The following is a 22,130-nucleotide window of genomic DNA, read 5'->3' on the forward strand; positions in this document are numbered from 1 at the left end:
TAATGGTTGGTACCGAAATCGTTGCTTTGTTTGAATTGCGAGGAAGATATTGGTACTATCAATTTGAACTATTGAGCTGTGTGACCACTGACAGTTGCCTAGGTCAATGGTTGGATGATTGAGATAAATAATTACAGTAATAGTCGTAAGCTTGCCTTTGAGGATTGTGGGTGTCAGGCATTAATGATTATAAAATTAGTCGTGGATAGTTGTGGGGGCAGATATTCTGCGTTATTAATGATACCGGAATGTTTTTCGTTAAGTGTCTAATTTGGGCCACAATCGCATGGCGCTAATGATACCGAAAGTTGCAATTATAATTGTTATTTCGTAAAACTATTTGAGTCATATTGGGGGAATTAGCATGCCAAATCCACGGTTAGCCATTATTGTGCCTTGCTACAATGAAGAAGCGGTGTTACCTAAGTCTGCACACATCTTGGATGGTATTTTGACGGATCTGATCCAACACAAACAGGTCAATGCGGCAAGTAAGTTATTATTTGTTGACGATGGTAGTCAAGATAAGACTTGGAAACTGATTAAGTCGTTGGAAAAACAGTACTCAACCGTGACGGGTCTTAAGTTTAGTCGTAATTTTGGTCATCAAAACGCGTTGATGGCTGGGATGCAGGTCGCCAGTCCGACTGCTGAAATAGTCATTACGATTGATGCTGATTTGCAAGATGACCCACAGGTGATCCCAGAAATGGTGGCACGCTATCGTGCTGGTAGTGATATTGTATTAGGTGTCCGCAATGATCGAAGTAGTGATTCACTTTTCAAACGATGGACCGCGGACGGCTTTTATCGGCTAATGAAGCGTATTGGTGTGCAATTAGTACCTAATCACGCCGATTTTCGATTATTAAGTCAACGGGCAGTTCAGGCACTGTTAACCTATGAGGAAACCAATTTATTCTTGCGTGGAATCGTACCACGACTAGGTTTTCCAACAACTAAACTTTATTATCATCGCCAACCACGTTTTGCGGGTGTTTCAAAGTATCCATTACGTAAGATGGTGGCTTTTGCTTTTGATGGGATCACGTCATTTTCAATCGCACCGATTAAAGTAATTTTATTGTTCGGTATGGTGATTAGTGGCGGTAGTTTGATGATGATGCTATATGCGTTAATACAAGGATTACTAGGGACCGCAACGAGTGGCTGGTCCTCACTCATGACAAGTCTATGGTTTTTAGGTGGGATGCAATTGATTGGTATTAGTATTGTTGGCGAGTATGTCGGAAAAACTTTTGCGGAAGTCAAGCACCGGCCCCGCTATATTATTGAAACGGATGATTATACGGCAACTCAACAGCCAGCTATTGTAAATTCGCAACGGGTGCACGGATGAAGGGCGTAGTTAAGAGCGTCAATTGGCTGGCGGCCGCGGTATTGGTCGTCGCAGTCGGCATGGCGTGGTTGCAACCGATTCACTTCTTCGGCAACCCGGACTGGGCGTCACCGGTCGTTCAATTAGCCATGGTTCTGGGATTATTGGTCATGACGATGGCTGGCCGGCAGGTGCTCAAACAGTTATCATCTCGTCAGTATCGTTGGCTGTTGATTGGGCTGGTCGGCTTAATCGCCATCGTCCAAATGTTGATTGCCACTAGTTTTGTGGACGTGGCGCGGGCCGACCCGTTTTTCGTTCGGCAGCAGGCACTGTTATTAGCGCGGGGCAGCCATCATTGGCAACATTATTTTATGATTTATCCCAATAATGTGAATTTTACGTTATTAGTTGCGAATCTGTTCAAGCCATTAATGAAACTGACGCAGACGCCCTGGGTATTATTAAATGTCATCCGCTTTATCTGGATCGATACCGGACTAATCAGTGGGCTATATTTACTAAACCGTTGGCGTTACTGGCAACCGGGGGCGGTCTCATTTAGTTTGTTGTGGCTCGTCAGTGTTCCCGTGGCCGCATTTGGACTATTTGCATATACGGACGCCCTCGTTTTGCCACTACTTCCAGACAGCTTGGCCTTGCTCACACTCGGACTAAGCTTAACCGGCTGGCGTCGTTGGGGCGTTTTGATTGGTGATGGGTTATTGGTGGCCGTGGGCGTGGTGATGAAGACTAATCTCATTGTGCTCTGGCTCACGCTCGTATTGATGGGGATCATCTTGTGGTGGCAACGACAATTCAGTGGTCGGCAAATGTTAGGCTGGCTCGTTAGTTTAGTGATGACACTCGGGGTGATGTTTGCGGTGATGCGAACTGCCCAACAGCAAGCGGGTTATACGCGCCAAGCTGATGCCGCCTTACCGGCAACCAGCTGGATTGCGATGAGCTTGAACCCCCAAAGCTCGGGTGAGTACCGACATGACGATTTTGCGCGCGTTAATCAGATGCCAACTGCGGCGGCCAAGCGCCAACAGACCCAGCAAATAATTCAGCAGCGGTTACATCAGATGGGCGTTACGGGGACCCTCGTACATTTGCTCAAAAAGATGCGGGTCTTCTGGGCGACTGGCGATTTTGATAGCTTTAAGTTGACCACTCAGTGGATTCGTGCGCCCCGCTGGTATTTGAATCATCAACGCCAGCTTCAATTTTGGCTGGTTCTAATGACGCAAACGATTTACCTGACAATGTTGGTGCAAGCAATCGTGACTTTGATGAGGCGGCGCGAGTGGGCCGTGACGTTCGTTGCCCTGGCAATTCTCGGTTTAACGGCTTTTCATGTCGGACTCTGGGAAGTAGAAGGGCGCTATGCGTTGCCACTATTACCGGGATTGATGCTCCTCAGTATTGTGGGTGGTCGTGAGTTGCCGGTGTGGCACCTTAACCGAGTAATGCGGCGCCAATTGACGTGGTTGGTCGTCGTATTGGCGGCAATCAGTGTGGCCAGTTTGTGGCAGACGGGTCAGGCGACGCGGATTACTGATGTGGTACGTGGCAATCAGGGAAATGGGCGTTATGTTGTGTCCACGGTGCAAAAAATTAGACCGGGTCACGCTGTTACTACGCCGTTAGCCGTTAGTGGTAAGAGTAATGTTTTACGGTTGAAGCCAGTTGCGACGCATGGGCGCGTAACAATTACCTTGACTAAGGGGGCGCATATTGTCAAACGGTGGCGGGGCTCGGCCAATGAGCTGACCACTTTGAATTATCCGTTGACAGCGGCGGGCAACCTGCGATTAGCGATTAAAAACATTGGTCAGACGCCCGTCCGGTATGGTGTGATGGCGGCCAACTACAGCCCGTTAACAGGCCGGGTGACGGCTAAGCGGCACGCGTACTTACAAGTCGTGATAAAACAGCAGTTTATTAAGCCGCACGCGTTAACAACGGGTGCCGCCAGTCTAGCAGTTGTCGGCTGTGTGGCGCTGGCGACCATTTTGGCGTTAGGTCGGTTACGGCCAGAAACTGAATAATAAAACTTGAATCGAAAGTCTTAATAACTGGTGTTGCCAGTGTTGGGACTTTTATTTGTGGTTAAACGAAAGATAATCGCCGTTAAGTAGCGGCCAAACGCGAGTGTTGGGAAGAGACTAACTTGAAAGTTCAAATTGAGCACGTTATTTGAGAAGATGCCACCTTTGACAAGGCTAAAAATCAGGTGTACACGCGTTTAGTGTATAACGCACTGGCATTCGTTACTAAACCGGCAATCAACTTAGATTTTACTGAGCATAGGGTCTTTCTTTGGATGAAACCTGAATTAATTTTGACTAACATAATGTGTCCTATCTAAAACCGATATTAACGCGACTGGTTTAGCAGTTACAGCGACCATTAAAACAACAATCGGACTGCCTAGCAGAATAGCTTGGCAGTCCGATTGTTTTGATTGACACGATTCTAATGCTGGCGATATCGTTGACGCCAAAGAATGAAGCTAAGTCCACTTATGATTGAAATCAGTAGTCCGCCCAGCAATCCCGGGACGTGGTAAGTTAGCTGAATCTGATTCTTACCGGGCTGAATCGGTAGGGCTAACATCCCACCAATGACCGTTTTAGGAGTAACTTTGACGCCGTTGACCGTGGCGCGCCACCCCTTGTCGGCTGGAATAGCAACGTAGAGCCATTTTTGCTTGGAGCGATTGGTAACTTGACCACTGACCACGGTATGAATGCCCGAGACGTGGTAAGTCGGTGTAAAGCGCGTGGATAGCAGTTGCTGTTTGACTTGGTTGAACCGGGCTTGATCCAGGCTGGCGATGTGGACATGGGTGCCAAGCGTTGGTTGGGTGCGTTTGACCGTTAACGTGACAATAGCGCCTTTGTCAAAATAACCTAGTGATCGGAGCACTAACTCACCGTTGGCATTGAACTTAGTCGGGACTAAGTGGCCGTTGACCCGCATCGTGGTGTACTTTGTTTGACGAGTCGTGTCGTTATAATACAGCGTCCCGGTGCGGGTCATCCTTAATTTAATCGTATCCAAATACGGATAGTGTTTGGCCTGTGAATCTTGGACGACGTGATCTGAGAGCGTCGTGGCGTTGCCAAAATAGGCGCGTTTCGATGGCCGCAAACTTTGTAAGAGGCGTTCTTGATTGATAATGGCACTATTCTGACGAAGCTTTAACTGTCTAAATGCTGTTGGCACGGCAAACCCTAACCCGTTTTGACTACGGAGCCGCGTTGTCGCTTGACCCACGGCGTTTAATTGCACAGCGTATTTTACATCTAAGAGTAAATCAGTGACCGGATTTAGGCCTTCTGAACTGACACGCCGGGCGTTTTTAGAAAATAGCCCAAGTGACTTCAACATGAGACGTGTTTGGTTCGCAAAAGTTGAACTGTAGTAGGTAATATCGTGAAAGTTAAATAACATCGGGTCGTTGTAATTACGATACTTGCTATCATAATTGTAGGCCTGATTGATTAGCGTATTTTGATTTTCAACGCGATATAATTGACCATCAGGATCGTTGACGGCTTGCATTTGGCGGTATTCGGTTCGATAGGCAGTTACAAATTTAGCCTGATTCCCTAGTGGTGATTTCGCCATCATGAGGGTACTGTTAGTCCCTAATTCTAAGGCGACGATACCTGCCAAGCTGAGCGTTTGCCATCGCTTCGCCGTTGCGAATAAGGCAATTGCGGTTAAGATGACAGCGACTAAGCTGAGCGCCAGCGTTGAAGTTGTTAAGGGGTGCTTAGCAGTTCGTTGGGCGAACCAGCCTAATATCAGCGCACTGAGCATGAGTGTCGGTAACAACCATTGCCAGCGCAAGGCGATCCGCCGGGGGCCTGCTAACCAGGCTTCAAAAGCGATCATGATCAAGACAAAGCTAAAGAAAAAAGCATTGCGGTATGGAAAACCAGCGGGCGTTTGAAACATGTGCCAAATCGTATCTAAGGTCCGAATGTCCATACTCAAGAAGAGTGCAAGTAATAGTCCGAAGCCATGCCATTTGTGAGCGTTAGTCAAGTTGGGCTGCACCCAGAAACTTAGGGCCAGCAAGACGACCAGACTACTGCTGAAGACGGTCGGTGCGTGTACGAGCCGAGTCGTAAAATTGGCGGCACCTAAGCCAAATTGACTCAAAATAGCTAAACCGAATTGTGGGACCGGTAAGTAGCTCGATAATTTGACCGCAGATTTAGCCGTAGTCAGCATGCCTAAACCAGTGGGAATCAGGACAAACATCGTGCTTAACCCACTGAGTAGCATGGTGACTGCGACGCGCCGTATTAACAAAAATTGATGACGAACAGTTTGCCAAAGACTGTCCTGAGGGCGTTTGTGTTCAAATAGTTGATAAATAAAATAGTAAATCACAAATAGGCAAGTCATATAGCCTAAGTAGTAATTGGTGACGATACTGACCCATAACCAGCCGAAAAAGCGCCCGGGATGACCAGTTGCAATTAAGTGGTCGAGTCCTTGAATGACCAGTGGTAACCAAATTAATGCATCCAACCACATGATCGTAAAATAGTTGAGGGCAACGAAGCCAGAGAGGCTGAAAGCAACACCAAAAATGGCAGTCGACCACCGCTTTGTGTGAAAATGCGTTTGTAAAAAAGCCGTCATAGTGACCGCAATCAAGCTGATTTTTAACATGATGAGTAGACTAAGTCCGGTTGGCAAATTGGCCGCCGGAAACAACAACATCAAAATGTTAAATGGGCTTAATAGATAGTAAGCAATCGTGGGTAGTGCGTTACCGCCTAATGACTGTGAAAATGAATATAATTGAAAACTATGCGTTAAAATGGCATGCCGATACGCGGTGAAAAATGATAAGTATTGGCCACCCATATCACTAATTAATAAGTTATGGTTACCGAAGGGCGTGATCCCCCAAATTGCGAAGACAATCCCCATGATAGCAAGGGACAGTAATCCAGCTGTCACTGCCACTTGCCAGCGCCTTGTTTGATAATTAGGCCACATTTTATTCAACTCCGATATTATGAATGATTTCATTGTACCGTACTGAAACTTGAAAACTAGTTAAGAAAAGCGAACAATTTTCTGAAAAAAGTTAAAAATTAGTGTTAGTCATTATCATTTTTATAAAGTTTGCTAGCAGTTTAACACAGCAGTTCACGAGGTTAAACTAAAAGGGGTGATTGACAATTGATTAAGAAAGTGTTTTTATAAAAGGTGAAAACTGAATACGATTTCTTCGGGGCAGGGTGCAATTCCCGACCGACGGTAACAACGTAAGTTGAAGTCCGTGACCCGCGTGAGCGGTGGACCCAGTGCAAGTCTGGGACCGACAGTATAGTCTGGATGGGAGAAGAAAATTATTGCTTGAATTTTACTAGGCAGTAGTGGCTATTGGCGACCTTTAAGTAGGTTTATTTAGCTGGATCCTACTGGTGAAATCTATTTGGCGAACACTTCACACCCGATTATCGATGATTTGATAATTGGGTGTTTTTTTATCTTGTTGGAGGTGAACCAATGTTAACTGATTTTATGCAAATGGCTATCGATCAAGCCAAATTGGCGGGGGTGGCGACGTACCAAAATCCCCAGGTCGGTGCGGTATTAGTCAAAGACGGCCACGTGTTAGCTCAAGGTTATCATCATTATTTTGGCGGTGACCATGCTGAGGTGGATGTGCTGCGGCAGGTCACACCAGAACAGGCGCGTGGGGCCACGTTATTTGTCACACTAGAACCTTGTTCACACTATGGGAAGACGCCGCCGTGTAGTGCGCGAATCGTCGCGGCTGGAATTCGGCAAGTCGTGATTGGTCAATTAGATCCCCATCCAATCGTGGGTGGTAAGGGACGTCAGTATCTTTTGAACCACGGAGTTGATGTGGTGACGGGCTGTTTAACGGACGAAGTTCGCGCGTTGAACCCCCACTACAATCATTTTTATGTGCAGCAGCGGCCATGGATCACCCTGAAAATGGCGATAACGCTTGATGGCAAAATTAATACTGAAACGCCGACTCGGACGCTGGTTTCCAATCATGCTAGTTATATCGATAGTCAGTGCTTACGGTCACAGTTTCAAGCAATTCTGATTGGTGAACGGACGCTAACGATTGATGATCCACAATTAACCGTCCGACTGACGGCAATGGTGCAGCCACCGGTTCGATTGGTGGTGTTGAATACGAGTACCGTGGCGTTAAACCACCGGCTTGTTCAGGACGGTCAGGCCCCAACCTGGTTACTTTGTCGTCAGGCTGCGGCTAGTGACGACCAACTTCGAAACAGTCCCAATGTACACGTCCTGATTGGTAACTGGACACCCGCTGCAATCAGTCAACTATGTGTCGAACAAGGCTGGCAGTCACTCTTAGTTGAAGGTGGGGCTCATCTGCAAGCTGAATTTGTTGCGGCTGAATTGATTGACGAATGGGTCAGCTACATCGCACCAATGATGATTGGTGGGACGGGTTTGCCAGCCGTCACCGGGGCCGCTGTGATGACGCCGTTGACATTTGAACAACCAACGGTAACTTGTTTGGGGACGAATATCCGGCTACGGGCCGTTCGAAAGGAAGTTAAGTAAATGTTTTCTGGAATTATTCAAACCAAGGGCCGCGTCAGCCAAGTACACCAACAAGGGTTGGAAATGACCCTTACGATTACCGCACCGTCGCTGATGACCCCGAATCTTAAGATTGGTGACAGTATAGCGGTGAACGGCATTTGTTTAACGGTAACGACCCGACAAGCGGATGCTTTCAGTGTAGTGGTGATGCCTGAAACGATGCGTCGAACGAACTTAAAGATCCTTGTGGTCGGTTCATTGGTGAACCTAGAACGTGCGTTACAAGTGAACGCGCACATAGATGGGCACATTGTTCAGGGTCACATCGATTACTGTGGGCAAGTGCTACAGCGACAATCTGATGCGCACGCGCTGCGTCTGTTGATCAGTTTACCGTCAGAATATCGCGCACTAGTAGTCACTAAAGGTTCGGTGGCAGTTGATGGGGTTAGTTTGACGGTCGTAGCTGTCACGGAGACGACGTTTGAAGTCGATTTAATTCCGCATTCACAAGCGGTGACGACCTTGTCTGAGTTACAAGTTGGAACGCTGGTGAATGTAGAAACGGATATTCTGGGCAAGTACTTGGCCCGGCAATTAGCTTTAGAGGGGAGTCATTAAGATGGATACAATGAAAAAGGTAGCAGCGGCCTTGGCCGCATTAAAACGGGGCGAATTGATTATTGTTGCGGATGATGAGACGCGCGAAGCGGAAGGAGACATGGTTGGCCTAGCCGCTAAAGCAACCACTGCGACAGTGAATCGGATGATTACATCAGCACGGGGACTACTCTGTGTTCCGATGGCGCCAAGTATCGCCACGCGACTACATTTGACACCGATGACTAGTGAACACGATGCGTTTGGGACGGCATTTACAGTCTCAACGGATCACCAGACGACGTCCACGGGAATCTCGGCAGCTGATCGGGCGACCACGATTCAAGCGTTAGCCAATCCCAATAGTCAGGCCGCTGATTTCTATCATCCCGGGCACGTTTTTCCATTGATTGCGCGGACTGGTGGATTGTTAGCGCGGCGTGGTCATACTGAAGCAGCCGTCACGTTAGCACAATTAGCAGGTGTGACCCCCGCGGCCTATATTTGTGAAGTTATCAAGAAAAATGGCTTAATGGCGCGGCGCCGTGATCTCAAAGCTTTGGCAGAGGGCTTACAATTACCGCTAATTACCATCGAAGATATTACCACCTACGTGATTCAAACGGGTGCCGCCCAGCTAACAACGACCCCGAGCGTCAACTTACCGACTAAGGATGGTCAGTTCACGATGACTGGTTTCGAAGTCCCCGGTCATACGGCGTTGCCAGTAGCACTGCAAGCTGGTGATATCAGTGACGATGAACCAGTGTTAGTGCGGTTACACTCTGAATGTTTTACGGGTGATGTTTTAGGATCGCAGCGGTGTGACTGTGGTGATCAATTACACGCCGCACTCCAAAAGATCAGTCAAGCTCAGCGCGGTGTTTTTGTCTATTTACGGCAAGAGGGTCGCGGCATTGGCTTGGCTAACAAACTAGCGGCTTACGCACTCCAAGAACACGGGGTTGACACGTATGATGCGAACGTGCAGTTGGGCTTTCAACCGGATGAGCGCCGGTATGATATTGCGGCATTAATTCTACGCCAAATGGGGATTACACGGGTTCGTTTGCTGACTAATAATCCTGATAAGGTTGAGCAGTTACGTGCAGCGGGGATTGATGTTGTTGAACGGATCCCCTTAGAAATACCAGCCAATCAGTACGATCAAGCTTACTTAAAAACAAAACGTGATCGATTTCATCATCAACTCACACTAACGGAGGGACACGAATGACAACTTTTAACGGCAAAATTAATGGCAACGGGCTTAAGATTGGGATTGTCGTGGCGCGTTTCAATGCGTTTGTAACGCAGCAACTTTTAACTGGGGCACAAGAAAGTTTGGTACAGCATGGGGTCAATGAAATCGATATTGACGTGGCCTGGGTACCGGGAGCTTTTGAGATTCCACTGACGGTTCAAAAAATGATTACAACCAAGCGCTATGATGGCGTGATTGCACTTGGGGCAGTCATTCGGGGTGCAACCGCGCACTTTGACTATGTTTGTAGTGGCGTGACGACGGGGATTGCGACCGTCAGTTTGGCAACCGATACGCCCATAATGTTCGGCGTTTTAACCACGGATACCATTGAACAAGCTATGGATCGCGCTGGCTTTAAGAGTGGCAATAAGGGTGCTGACTGTGCGGTCAGTTTGTTAGAAACGTTGGACGTGCAGCGGGCAATATTAAAAGCTGACTTGGCCTAAATGACGTAAATTAAGGGTATGCATAATATTTCAAATACCATCAATTTGTAACTTGGGCCATTGTTGATGCCACTGCTTCTGTGCCATTCGCTGCTGATAGATTGCCATGTGCTTGGCATCCTGGCGATAGTAGGGGATTGGGGAACAGCGAAAGTTTATCAAATCGTCTACACCATATGGGGCGATTAGCTTGATTTGATTTTCGTCTAAAAAGGCGCCAATACAAGTTGGAACTTCGACAAAGTGACCAATTGCATCGGTAACGGAAGTGAATTCGGGATCCTTATCAAAATTATAATGTGCCATATAGACCTCATTTTTTATTTGCCATTGGTATTGTGGGGCTTTATCAGTAAGTTGCTGATAGATTTTTAAATCATCGCTGGCTGGTCGCTCAGGGTCAAAAAAGACGACGTCAATATCACTGTTGAACATCACTGGCTGCCCGCTGAGTACTTGCCAAACAGTATTACGGATGCTACCAGCCGCCAATGCGCCTTATTTTAAATGACAGTCTTGAATTAATTGAAGAATCGTCATTAAAGCAGGAGTTGTTTTAATAATATGAATAACTCGTTGTTCGTTGGTCATTGAAAACACCTCAATTTAATGTTGGTTAAAAATAGTCTAACATAGTAATGATATCGTGCAATTCAAATAAAGGATTTGCTTTTGCTGATTTCATAAAAAACTAAGACCGCTTACCACTACTAACTGATAGTGGTAAGCGGTCTTAGTTTTTGGTTGTGAGTTTAAGTAATAATTGCCTAGTCTTCCGTAACCTCAATCTTACCAACTGCAATTGGTAGGGTGACGTGAGCATCATACATGCCCACTTCACCAGCGACTGATGCAGGTAGGGCTAAGTCTTGTGGGACGCCGTGAATATAAATGACCCGCTTGTCTAGTTCTAAGTCATCGGTACCGAAGACTTCTTTGAACTTAGCCTGTAGGTCGCCTAAGGGCACATCGATTTCATAAGCGAAGTGGCCCTGCGCGTCGGCAACTGGGTAATTATCATTCGGTACGTCCATGTGATGGGGCGCATTGTCAAATGGGACCATCGTCGTCCCAGAAACGGGTTCAGTTTCCGGCAAGTCTACAAAGCCGTCGTGATTGACATCTTGGGCCATGGTCGCAATCTGTGCCGCTTTGCCATCTGGAAAGCCGTGGAAATGTTCCCAGTGTTGCGTGTTGGCCGGGGTATCGAACATTTCAATGGTGACGTGTAATTGGTTACCAGTTTCAGTGAAAGTCGCTGTGCCGTGGGGGGCAGTACCGATTCCTTCGGCGTTCAGCGGGACGATGTTAGCAACGTATTTTTTAGTCATGAATAATTCCTCCAGTTCTTCATTATATGGTCAGTATATGCTATTCTAATCATATAAAAATTGATATAGATCAAGAAAAGGAGAAATTATGCATTCAAAAATGGATTGTGTGAGTCGTTCACCATTATTTGCACCGCTAGCGCCAGCGGTGAAAGCCAAATTAATAACGGTGACCCATCACCGGAAATTTTATCAAAGAGGGCAGTTGATTCGTCAGCCACTCGACCATCAGGAAGGCATGCTCATTTTGGATGAGGGAACGGCTAAAATTTATGCCCTAGCTGCTAATGGTAAGGAGAAAATTATTGAGTTGTTGCGTAGTGGTGATGTCGTCGGACAACACTGGCTATTTGCACCGCATGAGAATCAGGGGTTTATTCAAGCCACGAGTGATGCGTGGGTCTGTTCCATTCAATATGATGATTTTCAGCGATTATTAGGTGAATCAGCCAGTTTATCATTGGCGATGATCAACAACTTTGGGAATCAATTGATTGAAGCTGAGAAGAATCAATTGCGACGAGATTTGCTGGATGCTAAAGCGCGTTTGATGGCGTATTTGCGCGATTGTGCCGTTGAATCCGGACAAATCGAGTTTGAATTGCCGTTGAGGAAGAAGGAATTGGCGAATATTTTGGGGATTACTCCCGAAACCCTGAGTCGTCAGTTCAAACAATTGGCGGCTGAAGGGCAGATTATTGTCAATAAGCGCCAGATTACAATTTGTTAGACGGGTAAAGGGGGGCGTCGCCTGGTTTTGGCTAGTTAAGGGTGACGCTGGTTCAATATTAAAAATAAAGTCTGATTTCCAACGCAGTATGGGCTAGGAAATCAGACTTTATTTGACTTGTGAGGAAGAGGTTCTTTAATGATGAAAATGCCGGTTAGCAACGCCACTTGCTCGCAATGCCGGCAAAACGACTTGATCAATGAGATTGGTGAGTTGCTGATCAGTGTTCATCGGTTGGTTGATGATGTCGCAGTACCGTAATTGTTGAAACAATACTAATTGTGCGGCTTGGTTAGGCCAAATCTGAAGTTCACCGTGGTTTTGTGCATTCGTCAGAAGTGGCTCGATCAGGGTCAAGTTGGCATGATCAATTTGAGTCACTAACTGCGTGAGATCGCGCTGGTTCTGCGCGTTCAAGGCTGTGGCAAACAATAGCCGAAAATAGCGGAAGGGCCCCGTACTAGTTTGTTGGATAAAGCGTTGCGCTAACAGAATGAGATCGGTACGGAGACTGCCAGTATCTAGTGGCGTGGTCGTAAGTGCAATGGGAGTCTTTTGTATTTGATGAATAATAGTATGAAAGATGAGGTCAAAGGTCGAATCCCAGTAGCGATAAAGAACACTGCGGCTGGTAGCGGCCGCAGTGGCTACTCGTGAAAAAGTGACCTGGTCGAGGCCGTATTGACTAAGCAGGGTATAGGTGGTGTCATAAATCGCGTTTTCCAGTCGGTTGCCACGTCGACGTTGATTGAGTTGGGTCACAAAAAGATCTCCTAATTGGTTTTAGAAACAGTTTACTGCTTTTTGTGCCTTAATAATAGTGATTTCCGTAGCCAAACGATTGTTGTAGTTAAAGACAACGTGTATCTTAAATAGCGTTGTTAACAATAATTTAAGTAATCAGAGGCGGAAAATATGGCAAAAATTATTATTGTCGGGGCTGCACATGGCGGCCGCGAAACGGTCAATGGCTTATTAGCAGCTAATACGGATAATGAGATTCATTGGTACGAGCACGGGCAATTCGCGACGGCTTTGGATTGGGCTCCGGCGGATGCTGAAAAAGAGCGGTTGGCCTTGTCCCAGCAGGTGACGCTATTCGACCAAACGACGGTCACAAAAATTACCCCAGCGACCCACACGATTACTGCTCGTAATCAACGGGGGCAATTACAGACTGATCATTACGATCGATTGGTATTGAGCGTTGGATCGTTACCAATCCAGTTACCGATTCCCGGAGCCGAATTATCTGGTGTTCGATCGATTCAAAACCGTGCCAGCATCAATGAGTTAAAATTGGCCGCTAAGTCAGCAGCAATTAAAAACGTGGTCGTGATTGGAGGCGGCTATATTGGGATGGATTTTGCAGCCTTATTTAAACAAACCGGCAAGCAAGTAACTGTTATTGATGTGAACGCTCGGCCATTCAGTCACAATCTTGATTCAGAATTTACGCAAATTTTAGCTGCAGCGAGTGTTGAGAATGGGCTGCAATTAAAGATGGAAGAGCGGGTGACGGCCATATTAGGTTCAACACACGTGACAGCGGTACAAACGAATCGTGGTCAGTATGCTGCCGACTTAGTCCTTGTCGCAGTCGGCAATCGGCCGAATACTGCATGGCTACGGGGAACTTTGACGCTAGATTCTGAGGGATTAATTGAGACGGATGATTATTTTCAAACAAGTGTTCCAGATATTTACGCGATTGGCGATGCGACTAAAGTTCGGTTTACGCCCACGGGTACTAAAGAGCGGATCACTTTAGGCAGCGCGGCCAGTCATGCCGGTCGGTTATTAGCGCATAACTTGTTAACGGATCAGCGAATTGTGTTTCCCGGCGTTCAGGCAACGTCCGCGCTTAATGCGGCGGGATATTACTTTGCTGCTACGGGCCTAAACACGCAACTAGCTGTCCGTATGCAACAACCAGTGTTAGCAACTTACATCGAGGTTCCCCGATTGGTGGCATCCGCACCAGCTCGATTGAATGCGACCGTTCATTTTAAGTTGTTTTATGATAAAACTCATCGGATACTAGGTGCACAAATAATGTCTACAGCAGAATTAACGGCGGTCATCAATACCGTTTCGCTCGCAATCCAGATGGGAGTAACGCTCGAGCAATTAGCCTATGGTGACTTTTTCTTTCAACCGGGATTAAGCCAGCCGGTGGATGTACTCAGTACGGCTAGTTTACAGGCGTTACAAACTTTAGCCACTAACTAGGTTGTATTGCCAAGCCCATTATACGGACTTGGCAATTTTAAGTTGATGTGTTGTTTAAGCTCAGTATATGACATGAAAAACTAGTGGCTGCTGATGATTAGCTAATTAGAAACTCACAGGAAAAAAACGTCGCGTCATCAATAATGATGGGCAATCCAGCGACGGTCAAATTTAAGTGATGAAATCGACAATTATTGTGGTGGTCTAATGGTGCTTTGAAGTCGCGCTTCCAATTGCTAGAGTTGGGGCCAGTACTTAAGGTGTACGGCCGAGGAGCCTCAGTTTGGCACATTTAATCGTTGGTTCGTCACGTTAGCCGTTAGCGTCCAAGTTACGGTTGTGTTATAGGTTTGGCCCGCTTGGGCGGTGTTGCCAGGAACGGTCAATTGAACTTGGGTGGGTTGCCAGACGTTGGTTGAAAGGTCTTTCCCCACGTTGGCCGTTGCTGGGGCTGCAAAGACGGGTTGTTCGGCGGTTGTGAGATCGACCGCGTAGCTTTTGAGTTGGCCCGTAGCGCGTTCATTATAGGTCTGCCCGGCAGGAATGTGTAACTTCGCGCCGGTGAGTTGGGCGCCACTAGTACTAGTAAAAGGACTGTTCTGACGGGCAGTGACGGTCCAACCGTGAGTTGCTAACCGATTATCCGAAACTTGGAGCCACTGTTTCGCGACACCGTTGATTGTCTGGGCGGCGTAAGTTTTAGGCTGCATACTTGTTGTGACACTGCCAAAGTTAAATTGGCTGGGCGCGTAGTCTAAACGAAGTTCGCCCGTATTACCGGTCCCAGTGTTTTCGCTCCCACTGGTATTGGTCGTACCAGGGTGCTCGGGCTCAGTTGGTGCTGTCGGGCCAATTGCCGGTGCGACGGTGTATTGGGTAGCGGCGGCAAACGTGGCATCATGATAAGTTGTACTGGTGACCGGATTTTCGTTCCCCGCACTATCTTTCACAAAAATCTGAATGACGTCGTTAGCTTTTAATTTAGTGGCTGGCATCGCAAGGGACCAACTCCCATCACTGGCAGCGGTTGCGGTGATGGCATTGCCGTTGTTATCAGCTGCGGCGGTCCCGTTAACCGTGTAACGAAGTGTGTTACCAGCCGTCGTCGTGGAGCCGCTAGCAATCGTTTTTTGATCGGCAACGATTTTTCCATCTTTAACGGTTACCGGTGTTGGCGGCGTTTTATCCTGGACGGTTATGGTGACGGGATCTGAAGTATAGGTGGTCGTTGCTTGAGCTGTCATCGTCGCGCCGGCCGTTGGAAAATAATTTAAGGTGAAATTGACGTAACCGCTGCTGTCAGTCGTACCACTTTGCGTTGCACCCTGATCATCTGTCAACTTGACGGTTGCCGTTCCCGTTCCGGCGTAAATCGGCGTTTGTGTGCCATTCGATTCCGTATAACCGGTGATAACGCGAACGCGGACCTTCTTGTCGGCATTGGTGACGAGCTGGGCGTTCAAGTCACTCGTATACGGTGAGCTGAATTGCACAGTCGGCAACGAGAGGGTGTTCGCAATTCGTCGTGCCGCCGAGAAGGTGAGTAGTCCCGGTAAGACGCTACCACTGTTGGTAATCAGGACCCCATTCTGTTCGATGGCAGTGATCCCTTGATAGGTTACACTGGCGCTCAGCAGGTTCAGTAGGGACAATGACCAGATACTCAGGTTACTGTTCGTGATTTTGAAACTTTTAATGGTCGTCTCGACGATTGAACCCGTTTGAACGAGAATTGCAAAGTCCGTATTTTTAATGTCGTAGGCCTTAGGGGAATCTAGCAAGACGCTCAGACCGGACATGTAGCCACCAAAAATGGGGGCTGAACCACTGCTAGTGATATACAACTCGCCACCTGTCACAGTAAACGTACTGTTGTTGCTTAGCGGAATCAACGGGGTGACGTAGTAGAGTGCATTGCTACTAGTTGTGGCTAAGTTCTCAAACGTGACCTTACTGCCTGCGTTGGCGGTAAACGTGTTTGCTGTTTCTGCCCGATAGACGTTACCGTACATCTTGGCGGTCAGGATCGCGTTGGTCCCCACCGTGACGGCATCATACTGGTCATAGAAAATACCCCGAGTCGCGTCTGATGCGCTGCCTAGCAAGTTAACATTAGCAGCGCTACCAATGGTGACTTTGCGGTCTCCAGTCCCGACTGTACTAGTTGCCGTGAAGTTGAAGAAAGCTTTGTTGGCGGCACTGCTATTCGCCTTGCGACCGATGTAGGTACTGCTGGCGGCAAAGGTCATTCCACCAGTAATCATGTTTTCAGCGACGGTTGTTGCGGTGACTGCGCCACTGACATTGACTTGATTACCAGGAGCGTTGACGAGGCGGTAAACGTCGCTGGTGGTGATTAAATCGCTCACTGTAATCGTCCAGCGAGCACCACCAGCATTAGTTCCACTATCAGTCCCGCTCTGAATGATTCCGGCGGCGCCACCACTACTCGTTCCACTCGCAATTGCGCCACGAATACTACTGAAGTTTTTTACTGTCATTGTCTGGGCCGTGGTTGTGGAACCCAATGTGAAGTTGCCGATGCCGGGATCCAGGCTGTGATTTTGCCCGTCGATGGTCAGGCTGGTGGTACGGGTGCCTAATTCTGTGGTACTTGTTGACGTGTGGGCAATGTTGGCCCCCAATTTAATCGTCGTGACGGCGGTATTGGTATACGCTGATTTTAAATCATCGTAAGTCGAAACGGTCGTGCTACCATCTGGATTGACCACGATTGCGGCGGTCGTGATATCACTAGTGGCTTTAGTGGCAGTCGCTTTAGTCGCTTGCGGTGTCCGTTCTGCTTCCGAATCAGCTTGCGCTGTGCGACTAGTAGCAGTGTCGTTGTCAGCAGTCGAATCCGATGTCGCTGTGGTACTAGACGACTGTTCGGACGATTTGCTTGTGGCATTGTTGTCATCGCGTTTCGTGGCAGCCGCTTGTGTTGCTGTTGCTGACGAATCGTCAGTGGTCGGGTCTTGACTGGCCGAAGAGGTGCTTTCGGCATCATTGCTGACCTCACGTGCTGATTCAGTACCGGTTTCTTCAGGAAGTGCGTCCACTGCAGAGCCCGCGGCCACGGTGAAGGTTATTGGTTCAGTGGTCATGGTGTGGGTCGTCGGTTTTTCACTACTGGCGACAGCTGAATCGGCAGTGGTTGCTAATGCTGGCCCAGTAATCAGTGCTTCCGCAGTCACTTTGTAGGTCTTTGCTTCACTAGCGCTCAATACCAAATCGAACGTGGTACTGGCTGTCGGATCAGATGGTGTCAACGTTAGTTTCCGGTTGTCGGCATCAAAATCCAGCTCAGCGAGGTTCGCCCTGTTGGCTTGCCGGGTTTTAGTTTGGTCAACGGTGAGGGCCTCAGGTATCGTGACCATGACTTGGTGTTCATGAGAACCTTGTACGGCCAACTGAAGTGTAAAAGGTTGCCCAATCACTAATTCCGTGGGTGGTTCCTCGAATTTGATGGGTGTGGCCGTGGTGGTCGCTGTCGCATAAATGGCACCGCCGTTGACAACGAGTAGACTCATTAAGAGAACGAGTAACCCGAGCCAAGCCGTTATTAATCTTCGTGGTCGTTGCAAGTTGATCACTCCCTTCGGCGTTGCATGAGCCACACGAGCCAACCAGTCAAGCCAGCTGTCAACAGACCTAACCAGGCTAACAGTTGGCGGGCTTCATTCGTTTGTGGTAGCACTGATTGATCCGGACGGATCGCCGCGGATGATGGTGTCTGAGTCGAAGCCTGTTGATTAGCAGTGGCGATGATGTTGGGTACCGCTAGATATTGGTGGGGACGGGGGTGTTGGAAATTTGTCAGATCCGTCCCGGCTTGCCAGTCGGTCAAGGTTACATTAGTGTCAGTTGGGGTAGCCGCTAGGGCGTCGGGACTCCGACAACCACCAGCGAGGGCTAGTCCAAGGCTCAATGATAGTAGAACTAGCCGCCTGAATTTAGCCATAGTGATAACCTCCTTGTTTGCGTGCCAAGCTAGAAGATAATCTAAAATTAACTGCTTATTTAGGATCTGTGATTGTGTCGTTGCATAATCAGATAAACGATCCCGGCAGACAGGCCCGCAATCACGATGACGATTAGGACGTACCACCAGATACTGATGGGGGCGGCCGGGTCATTTTTAGCTTTTTGATTATTTTGACGTGCTTGTTCAGTCGTAATCTTAAAGTCCCGGGACCAATGCCAAGTTTTCTTGGCCCACTTAGCGTCGTTAGTCGTTGCGGTGACCGATAAGGTGTAATCGCCCGCCCGCATGACTTGATCGTCTAAGAAAGTGGGGTAAGTGAAATTTGAATTAGGGGCCATGATCAAGTTGTCGCTACTGTTCTGATAGAGTACCTTGGAACTGCCTTTTTTCGTGACCTTAGTGGTTAATTTTAATTGCGAGACCACTGCCGGTTCTGGGTTCCGAATGGACGCGAGCACGACTTTGCGATAGTTGCGTAATCCAGGAGTGACCGTCCCTAAAGTCAATTTAGGCACTGCGATTTCTTTGGCCGTCAGTTTAACCGCTAACGCATAACTGTATTTTTGGTTAATATTGACGCCCTTAGACGCTTTTTTGGCGCCTTGCCCCATTTTTTCGAAGTACCATGAGCCTAAGATTACACCGGTATCGAATCCTTGGGGAATGTTGATGGTGGCGCTGACGACCCGGTTACTTTTGGCGGGGACGGTGACTTTGTCGGAACCGGTTGCCAAAGTCGCAATTTGATCAAAACGATATTTCAAGCTGGCATCGTATCGTTTGGCTGTTTGGGTGTAAGCGATTTGGCCTGAGTCATTCGTAAATGTCGTGAGTAGCCGGGTCTTGACCGTAATTGCTTGGTCAGTCGGGTTATAGACTCGCGCCTGAATTTTACGGGTGGTGCCCGCCTTGGCTTTAAGGTCGAAAAAGGGACTGCTAGCATCGACTTCTTGGCCGGGACTGATTTTGTTAACACTATATTGAACTTCGGCATTGGTAGCGGTGGCCTGGATGCTTGGTGAGGTCCAACTCATGAAAACCAAGCCACCAATTACGCCGAATAAGCACATCAATTTTTTCATGATTACCTCCTAGTTAGTGGTTGCGGCGACTAGCGTCCAAACCAAGTTGTTCGTGTAGTTACCGACTTGGGCTGTCAGCTTAGGGATTGAAAGGGTCACGGCACCCGCGTTCCAAGTGTTCGTGGAAGTGGCTTTACCAACACCCGCTCGGTTGGGGGCACTGAAAACGACTTGGTCGGCGGTGGTTACGCTTACACTGGGAGCAACAACTAAATTGGAATCGGCTACTGAGGCGGGCTCGTTTAGCGAATTACGTGCAGTTCCTTGGGGTAGGTGAATCACCGCACCAGTCAGCACGTGGTTATTACTAGCGTTAGTTAACGTCCGGTCTTGCTTAACGTTGACTTGCCAGCCGTTGGCAGTGGTGCGTTTGTCCGATACTTGTAGATATTGATTGTAGTTGCCAATTGCAGTGTAAGTTTTGGCTGCGTTGGACGTGGTGACGGTACCAAAGTCGATAGTTTTGGGGGCCACATCGAGGGTCAATGTTCCGGTATTGTTAGTTGCCGGATTATTCGGATCGGTGGTTGTCAACGGGACGTTGGGACTAGTGGGATCGACTGGGGCCGTGGCACTAGTATCATCTTGAAAAGTCACGGTACCATTAGTCGTTGCCCCGAGAGCCGTCAAACTGGTTGCCATTAACCCTAAAGTCGCTAACCCCGTGCTAAGACAAAAGCGGTTAAACATGGGCGATCCCTCCTTATGGTTAGCTAGGGGTAGCAGCGGTCAAGGTCCATGTCAAAGTGTTGCTGTAGGCTCCTGGTTTGGCCGTGCTTTTGGGAATCGTCAAAGTGACATCACTTGGATCCCAAACTTTAACCGAAGTGCCTTTACCAGCGCCGTTAGCGGTGGCTCTGCAGAATGACACAAGCGTCGCACATCGACTGACGATAACTAGAAATTATACGATGTTGACACATGGTCATGCTCGTTCAGTTGTGGCGAGTCTAATTTATTTGGAAGTGTTGCATGCGCTTCATCAGGGACAAGCGTTGCCCGCCGCACTGGTATCAGTGCGTGAATTACTAATCAGTACGATCAAGGATGTGACACTTTTAGGTGAACTGGACACATACGGCGCGTTATTTTCACCAGACTTCGCCCAAACAAAAGCCGGGGTCATTCGGACGAGTGGTTACGTTGTGGATACCTTGTTGGCCGCATGTTGGGTAGCTTTAAACTACCAGACGCCACGGGAAGCGGTGTTAGCGGCTGTTAACTTTGGCGGCGATACGGATACGATTGCTACGATTACCGCGGCCTTAACTGCTGCTTGGCATCCTGATATTCCGGTGGATACCAAGTGGTGGCAACAAACCTTAAACCATCAACTGCTCAATGCCCATTTTGAGGTGTTTACTGATAAGTTTGCGACCAGCTAGCTGACGGGTAGTCTGTCGGCGTGAATTGTTTGGATGTGATTGAGTCGCTTGGGAGGCGTTCCCGGGATATAGTTATCGGTGGTCTGGTGCAAAGCGTTCAAAATCATGATTCCACACAAAAAGCCACCCCGACAGGTTAAATGTCGGGGTGGCTTAATTAACGTAATTAGTTAGAGCTTGATGAAGATGAGGTTGAAAGGTATGACGATAAGATATCCTTCAAATCGTTATCCTTGATTGAAACGTTCCCACCCTTAAGCACTTTAGAAACAACGTTTTGTAAGACTGTGGAGTCGCTCATATCATTGTCCCAAATTTGTTTCTTCAAATCAGCGGTGTGATCAGACATCTTACCCTTACCAGGGTTCTTGATCATCCGAATAATTTCATAACCGTTGCTGGTCTTAACAGCAGAAGTGGTGTATTCACCGTTCTTCAACTTGAAAGCGGCTGTCAAGAATTTAGATGAGTAGCTCGTGTTCGTGTTATCAAAGGCTGATAACTTACCACCATCATTCTTAGTCGTTGTATCAGTTGAATACTTCTTGGCTAACTTCGTAAAGTTGGCTTGGCTAGAATCCTTCTTCAAAGCGTCTAAGACTTTGTCAGCAGTTGCTGATTTGGCAACTAGGATATGTTGAACCGTGACTTTAGGTTCGTAAGACTTCCATTGCTTCTTCAAAGCTTTGTCAGTAATCTTGACCTTATCTTTAACGGCTTCCTTCAATAATAAGTTAGAACGTAATTGTTCCTTGAAGGTCTTGGTCGTCAAACCATTTTGTGATAAGACGGTTGAGAAAGAACTACCATATTGTGACTTGTAAGTATTGTATTGCTTCGTCACTTGCTTAGTCGAAACTTTTGAACCGTAATCCTTTTCGAGCACCTTGTTCAGGATCATTTGTTGCAAGACTTGTTTACCTGAAGAGGTTCCCTTCATACTACTGTAATATTGGCTTTCGGTAATCTTACCACCGGAAGTTGATGCAACGGTCTTGCTACCACAACCAGCTAAGGTGAAGGTTAGTAAGACACCAGCAAGGGCAATGAGCCATTTCTTCATTCCTAAAACACATCCTATTCTTGAAATCGTTCTGCATTAGCAGACTTCAACGACTACTATACCATATCTA

18 protein-coding genes, 1 pseudogene and 1 riboswitch are annotated in these 22,130 nt (G+C 47.7%); of the genes and pseudogenes, 9 read left to right on the forward strand and 10 right to left on the reverse strand.

The genetic code is table 11. From position 1 onward, the window contains the following. Positions 1-364: 364 nt before the first annotated feature. Both V7R88_RS05455 and V7R88_RS05460 read left to right on the forward strand, forming a co-directional pair. Positions 365-1,360: a glycosyltransferase family 2 protein gene (locus V7R88_RS05455; protein WP_057717585.1), complete on the forward strand. Its 996-nt coding sequence runs from the start codon at positions 365-367 to the stop codon at positions 1,358-1,360. After that, positions 1,357-3,393 carry a hypothetical protein gene (locus tag V7R88_RS05460; protein ID WP_057717586.1) on the forward strand — a complete coding sequence of 679 codons (2,037 nt, stop codon included), beginning with the start codon at positions 1,357-1,359 and terminating at the stop codon, positions 3,391-3,393. Before V7R88_RS05455 ends, V7R88_RS05460 begins: the two co-directional genes overlap by 4 nt. Before the next feature lie 427 nt (positions 3,394-3,820). Here the strand turns inward: V7R88_RS05460 and V7R88_RS05465 are convergent, their stop codons facing one another. After that, a complete protein-coding gene (locus tag V7R88_RS05465; RefSeq protein ID WP_080392728.1) occupies positions 3,821-6,370 on the reverse strand; it encodes a YfhO family protein in 2,550 nt (849 codons plus the stop codon). A 227-nt stretch (positions 6,371-6,597) separates the two neighbouring features. Beyond that, positions 6,598-6,728: riboswitch (FMN riboswitch) on the forward strand. Positions 6,729-6,886: 158 nt separating this feature from the next. On the opposite strand from V7R88_RS05465, the gene ribD reads away from it, so the two are divergent. Genes ribD through ribH form a run of 4 tightly spaced genes read left to right on the forward strand, consistent with a single transcriptional unit; the run spans position 6,887 to position 10,249 of the window. Beyond that, positions 6,887-7,954, forward strand: a complete 1,068-nt coding sequence (gene ribD / locus V7R88_RS05470) for a bifunctional diaminohydroxyphosphoribosylaminopyrimidine deaminase/5-amino-6-(5-phosphoribosylamino)uracil reductase RibD (protein WP_057717588.1) — start codon at positions 6,887-6,889, stop codon at positions 7,952-7,954. Beyond that, a complete protein-coding gene (locus tag V7R88_RS05475; protein ID WP_054399238.1) occupies positions 7,955-8,557 on the forward strand; it encodes a riboflavin synthase in 603 nt (200 codons plus the stop codon). 1 nt (position 8,558) lies between these two features. Further along, entirely contained in the window at positions 8,559-9,773 is a 1,215-nt protein-coding gene (gene ribA / locus V7R88_RS05480) for a GTP cyclohydrolase II (RefSeq protein ID WP_152707001.1), read from the forward strand. Next, the gene (ribH, locus tag V7R88_RS05485) at positions 9,770-10,249 is read left to right on the forward strand and encodes a 6,7-dimethyl-8-ribityllumazine synthase (protein WP_046038973.1); all 480 of its coding nucleotides are present in this window, start codon (positions 9,770-9,772) and stop codon (positions 10,247-10,249) included. The genes ribA and ribH overlap by 4 nt, the downstream gene beginning before the upstream one ends. A gap of 30 nt (positions 10,250-10,279) precedes the next feature. On the opposite strand, the pseudogene V7R88_RS05490 reads toward ribH, so the two are convergent. Beyond that, a pseudogene (locus V7R88_RS05490) lies at positions 10,280-10,840 on the reverse strand (nucleotidyltransferase family protein). Positions 10,841-11,016: 176 nt separating this feature from the next. After that, a complete protein-coding gene (locus V7R88_RS05495; RefSeq protein ID WP_003640240.1) occupies positions 11,017-11,580 on the reverse strand; it encodes a hypothetical protein in 564 nt (187 codons plus the stop codon). A gap of 88 nt (positions 11,581-11,668) precedes the next feature. On the opposite strand from V7R88_RS05495, the gene V7R88_RS05500 reads away from it, so the two are divergent. Further along, entirely contained in the window at positions 11,669-12,310 is a 642-nt protein-coding gene (locus V7R88_RS05500; protein WP_152707000.1) for a Crp/Fnr family transcriptional regulator, read from the forward strand. A gap of 135 nt (positions 12,311-12,445) precedes the next feature. Here the strand turns inward: V7R88_RS05500 and V7R88_RS05505 are convergent, their stop codons facing one another. Continuing rightward, positions 12,446-13,072: a TetR family transcriptional regulator gene (locus tag V7R88_RS05505; protein ID WP_003640242.1), complete on the reverse strand. Its 627-nt coding sequence runs from the start codon at positions 13,070-13,072 to the stop codon at positions 12,446-12,448. A gap of 153 nt (positions 13,073-13,225) precedes the next feature. Here V7R88_RS05505 and V7R88_RS05510 point away from each other — a divergent pair, with 153 nt between their 5' ends. Beyond that, positions 13,226-14,542, forward strand: coding sequence for an FAD-dependent oxidoreductase (locus V7R88_RS05510; protein ID WP_338816547.1), 1,317 nt, complete (start codon positions 13,226-13,228; stop codon positions 14,540-14,542). A 278-nt stretch (positions 14,543-14,820) separates the two neighbouring features. Here V7R88_RS05510 and V7R88_RS05515 read toward each other — a convergent pair whose 3' ends face one another. The 5 genes from V7R88_RS05515 to V7R88_RS05535 are packed head-to-tail and all read right to left on the reverse strand — an operon-like array spanning position 14,821 to position 20,483. Then, positions 14,821-18,129, reverse strand: a complete 3,309-nt coding sequence (locus V7R88_RS05515; protein WP_214374384.1) for a WxL domain-containing protein — start codon at positions 18,127-18,129, stop codon at positions 14,821-14,823. 5 nt (positions 18,130-18,134) lie between these two features. Beyond that, entirely contained in the window at positions 18,135-18,506 is a 372-nt protein-coding gene (locus V7R88_RS05520) for an LPXTG cell wall anchor domain-containing protein (protein ID WP_054399228.1), read from the reverse strand. A 59-nt stretch (positions 18,507-18,565) separates the two neighbouring features. Beyond that, a complete protein-coding gene (locus tag V7R88_RS05525) occupies positions 18,566-19,612 on the reverse strand; it encodes a DUF916 and DUF3324 domain-containing protein (protein ID WP_152706997.1) in 1,047 nt (348 codons plus the stop codon). A gap of 9 nt (positions 19,613-19,621) precedes the next feature. Further along, positions 19,622-20,302 carry a WxL domain-containing protein gene (locus V7R88_RS05530; RefSeq protein WP_054399221.1) on the reverse strand — a complete coding sequence of 227 codons (681 nt, stop codon included), beginning with the start codon at positions 20,300-20,302 and terminating at the stop codon, positions 19,622-19,624. Between the two features lie 19 nt (positions 20,303-20,321). Then, entirely contained in the window at positions 20,322-20,483 is a 162-nt protein-coding gene (locus V7R88_RS05535) for a WxL domain-containing protein (RefSeq protein ID WP_226319954.1), read from the reverse strand. Here V7R88_RS05535 and V7R88_RS05540 point away from each other — a divergent pair. Beyond that, positions 20,407-20,997 carry an ADP-ribosylglycohydrolase family protein gene (locus V7R88_RS05540; protein WP_226319955.1) on the forward strand — a complete coding sequence of 197 codons (591 nt, stop codon included), beginning with the start codon at positions 20,407-20,409 and terminating at the stop codon, positions 20,995-20,997. The two genes, V7R88_RS05535 and V7R88_RS05540, sit on opposite strands and share 77 nt — an antisense overlap. A 166-nt stretch (positions 20,998-21,163) precedes the next feature. Here the strand turns inward: V7R88_RS05540 and V7R88_RS05545 are convergent, their stop codons facing one another. Continuing rightward, complete coding sequence (locus V7R88_RS05545; protein ID WP_003640249.1) at positions 21,164-22,060, reverse strand: peptidylprolyl isomerase PrsA; 897 nt, start codon at positions 22,058-22,060, stop codon at positions 21,164-21,166. Positions 22,061-22,130 lie beyond the last annotated feature (70 nt).

Source organism: Lactiplantibacillus argentoratensis (assembly GCF_037290055.1).
Lineage (GTDB): Bacteria > Bacillota > Bacilli > Lactobacillales > Lactobacillaceae > Lactiplantibacillus > Lactiplantibacillus plantarum.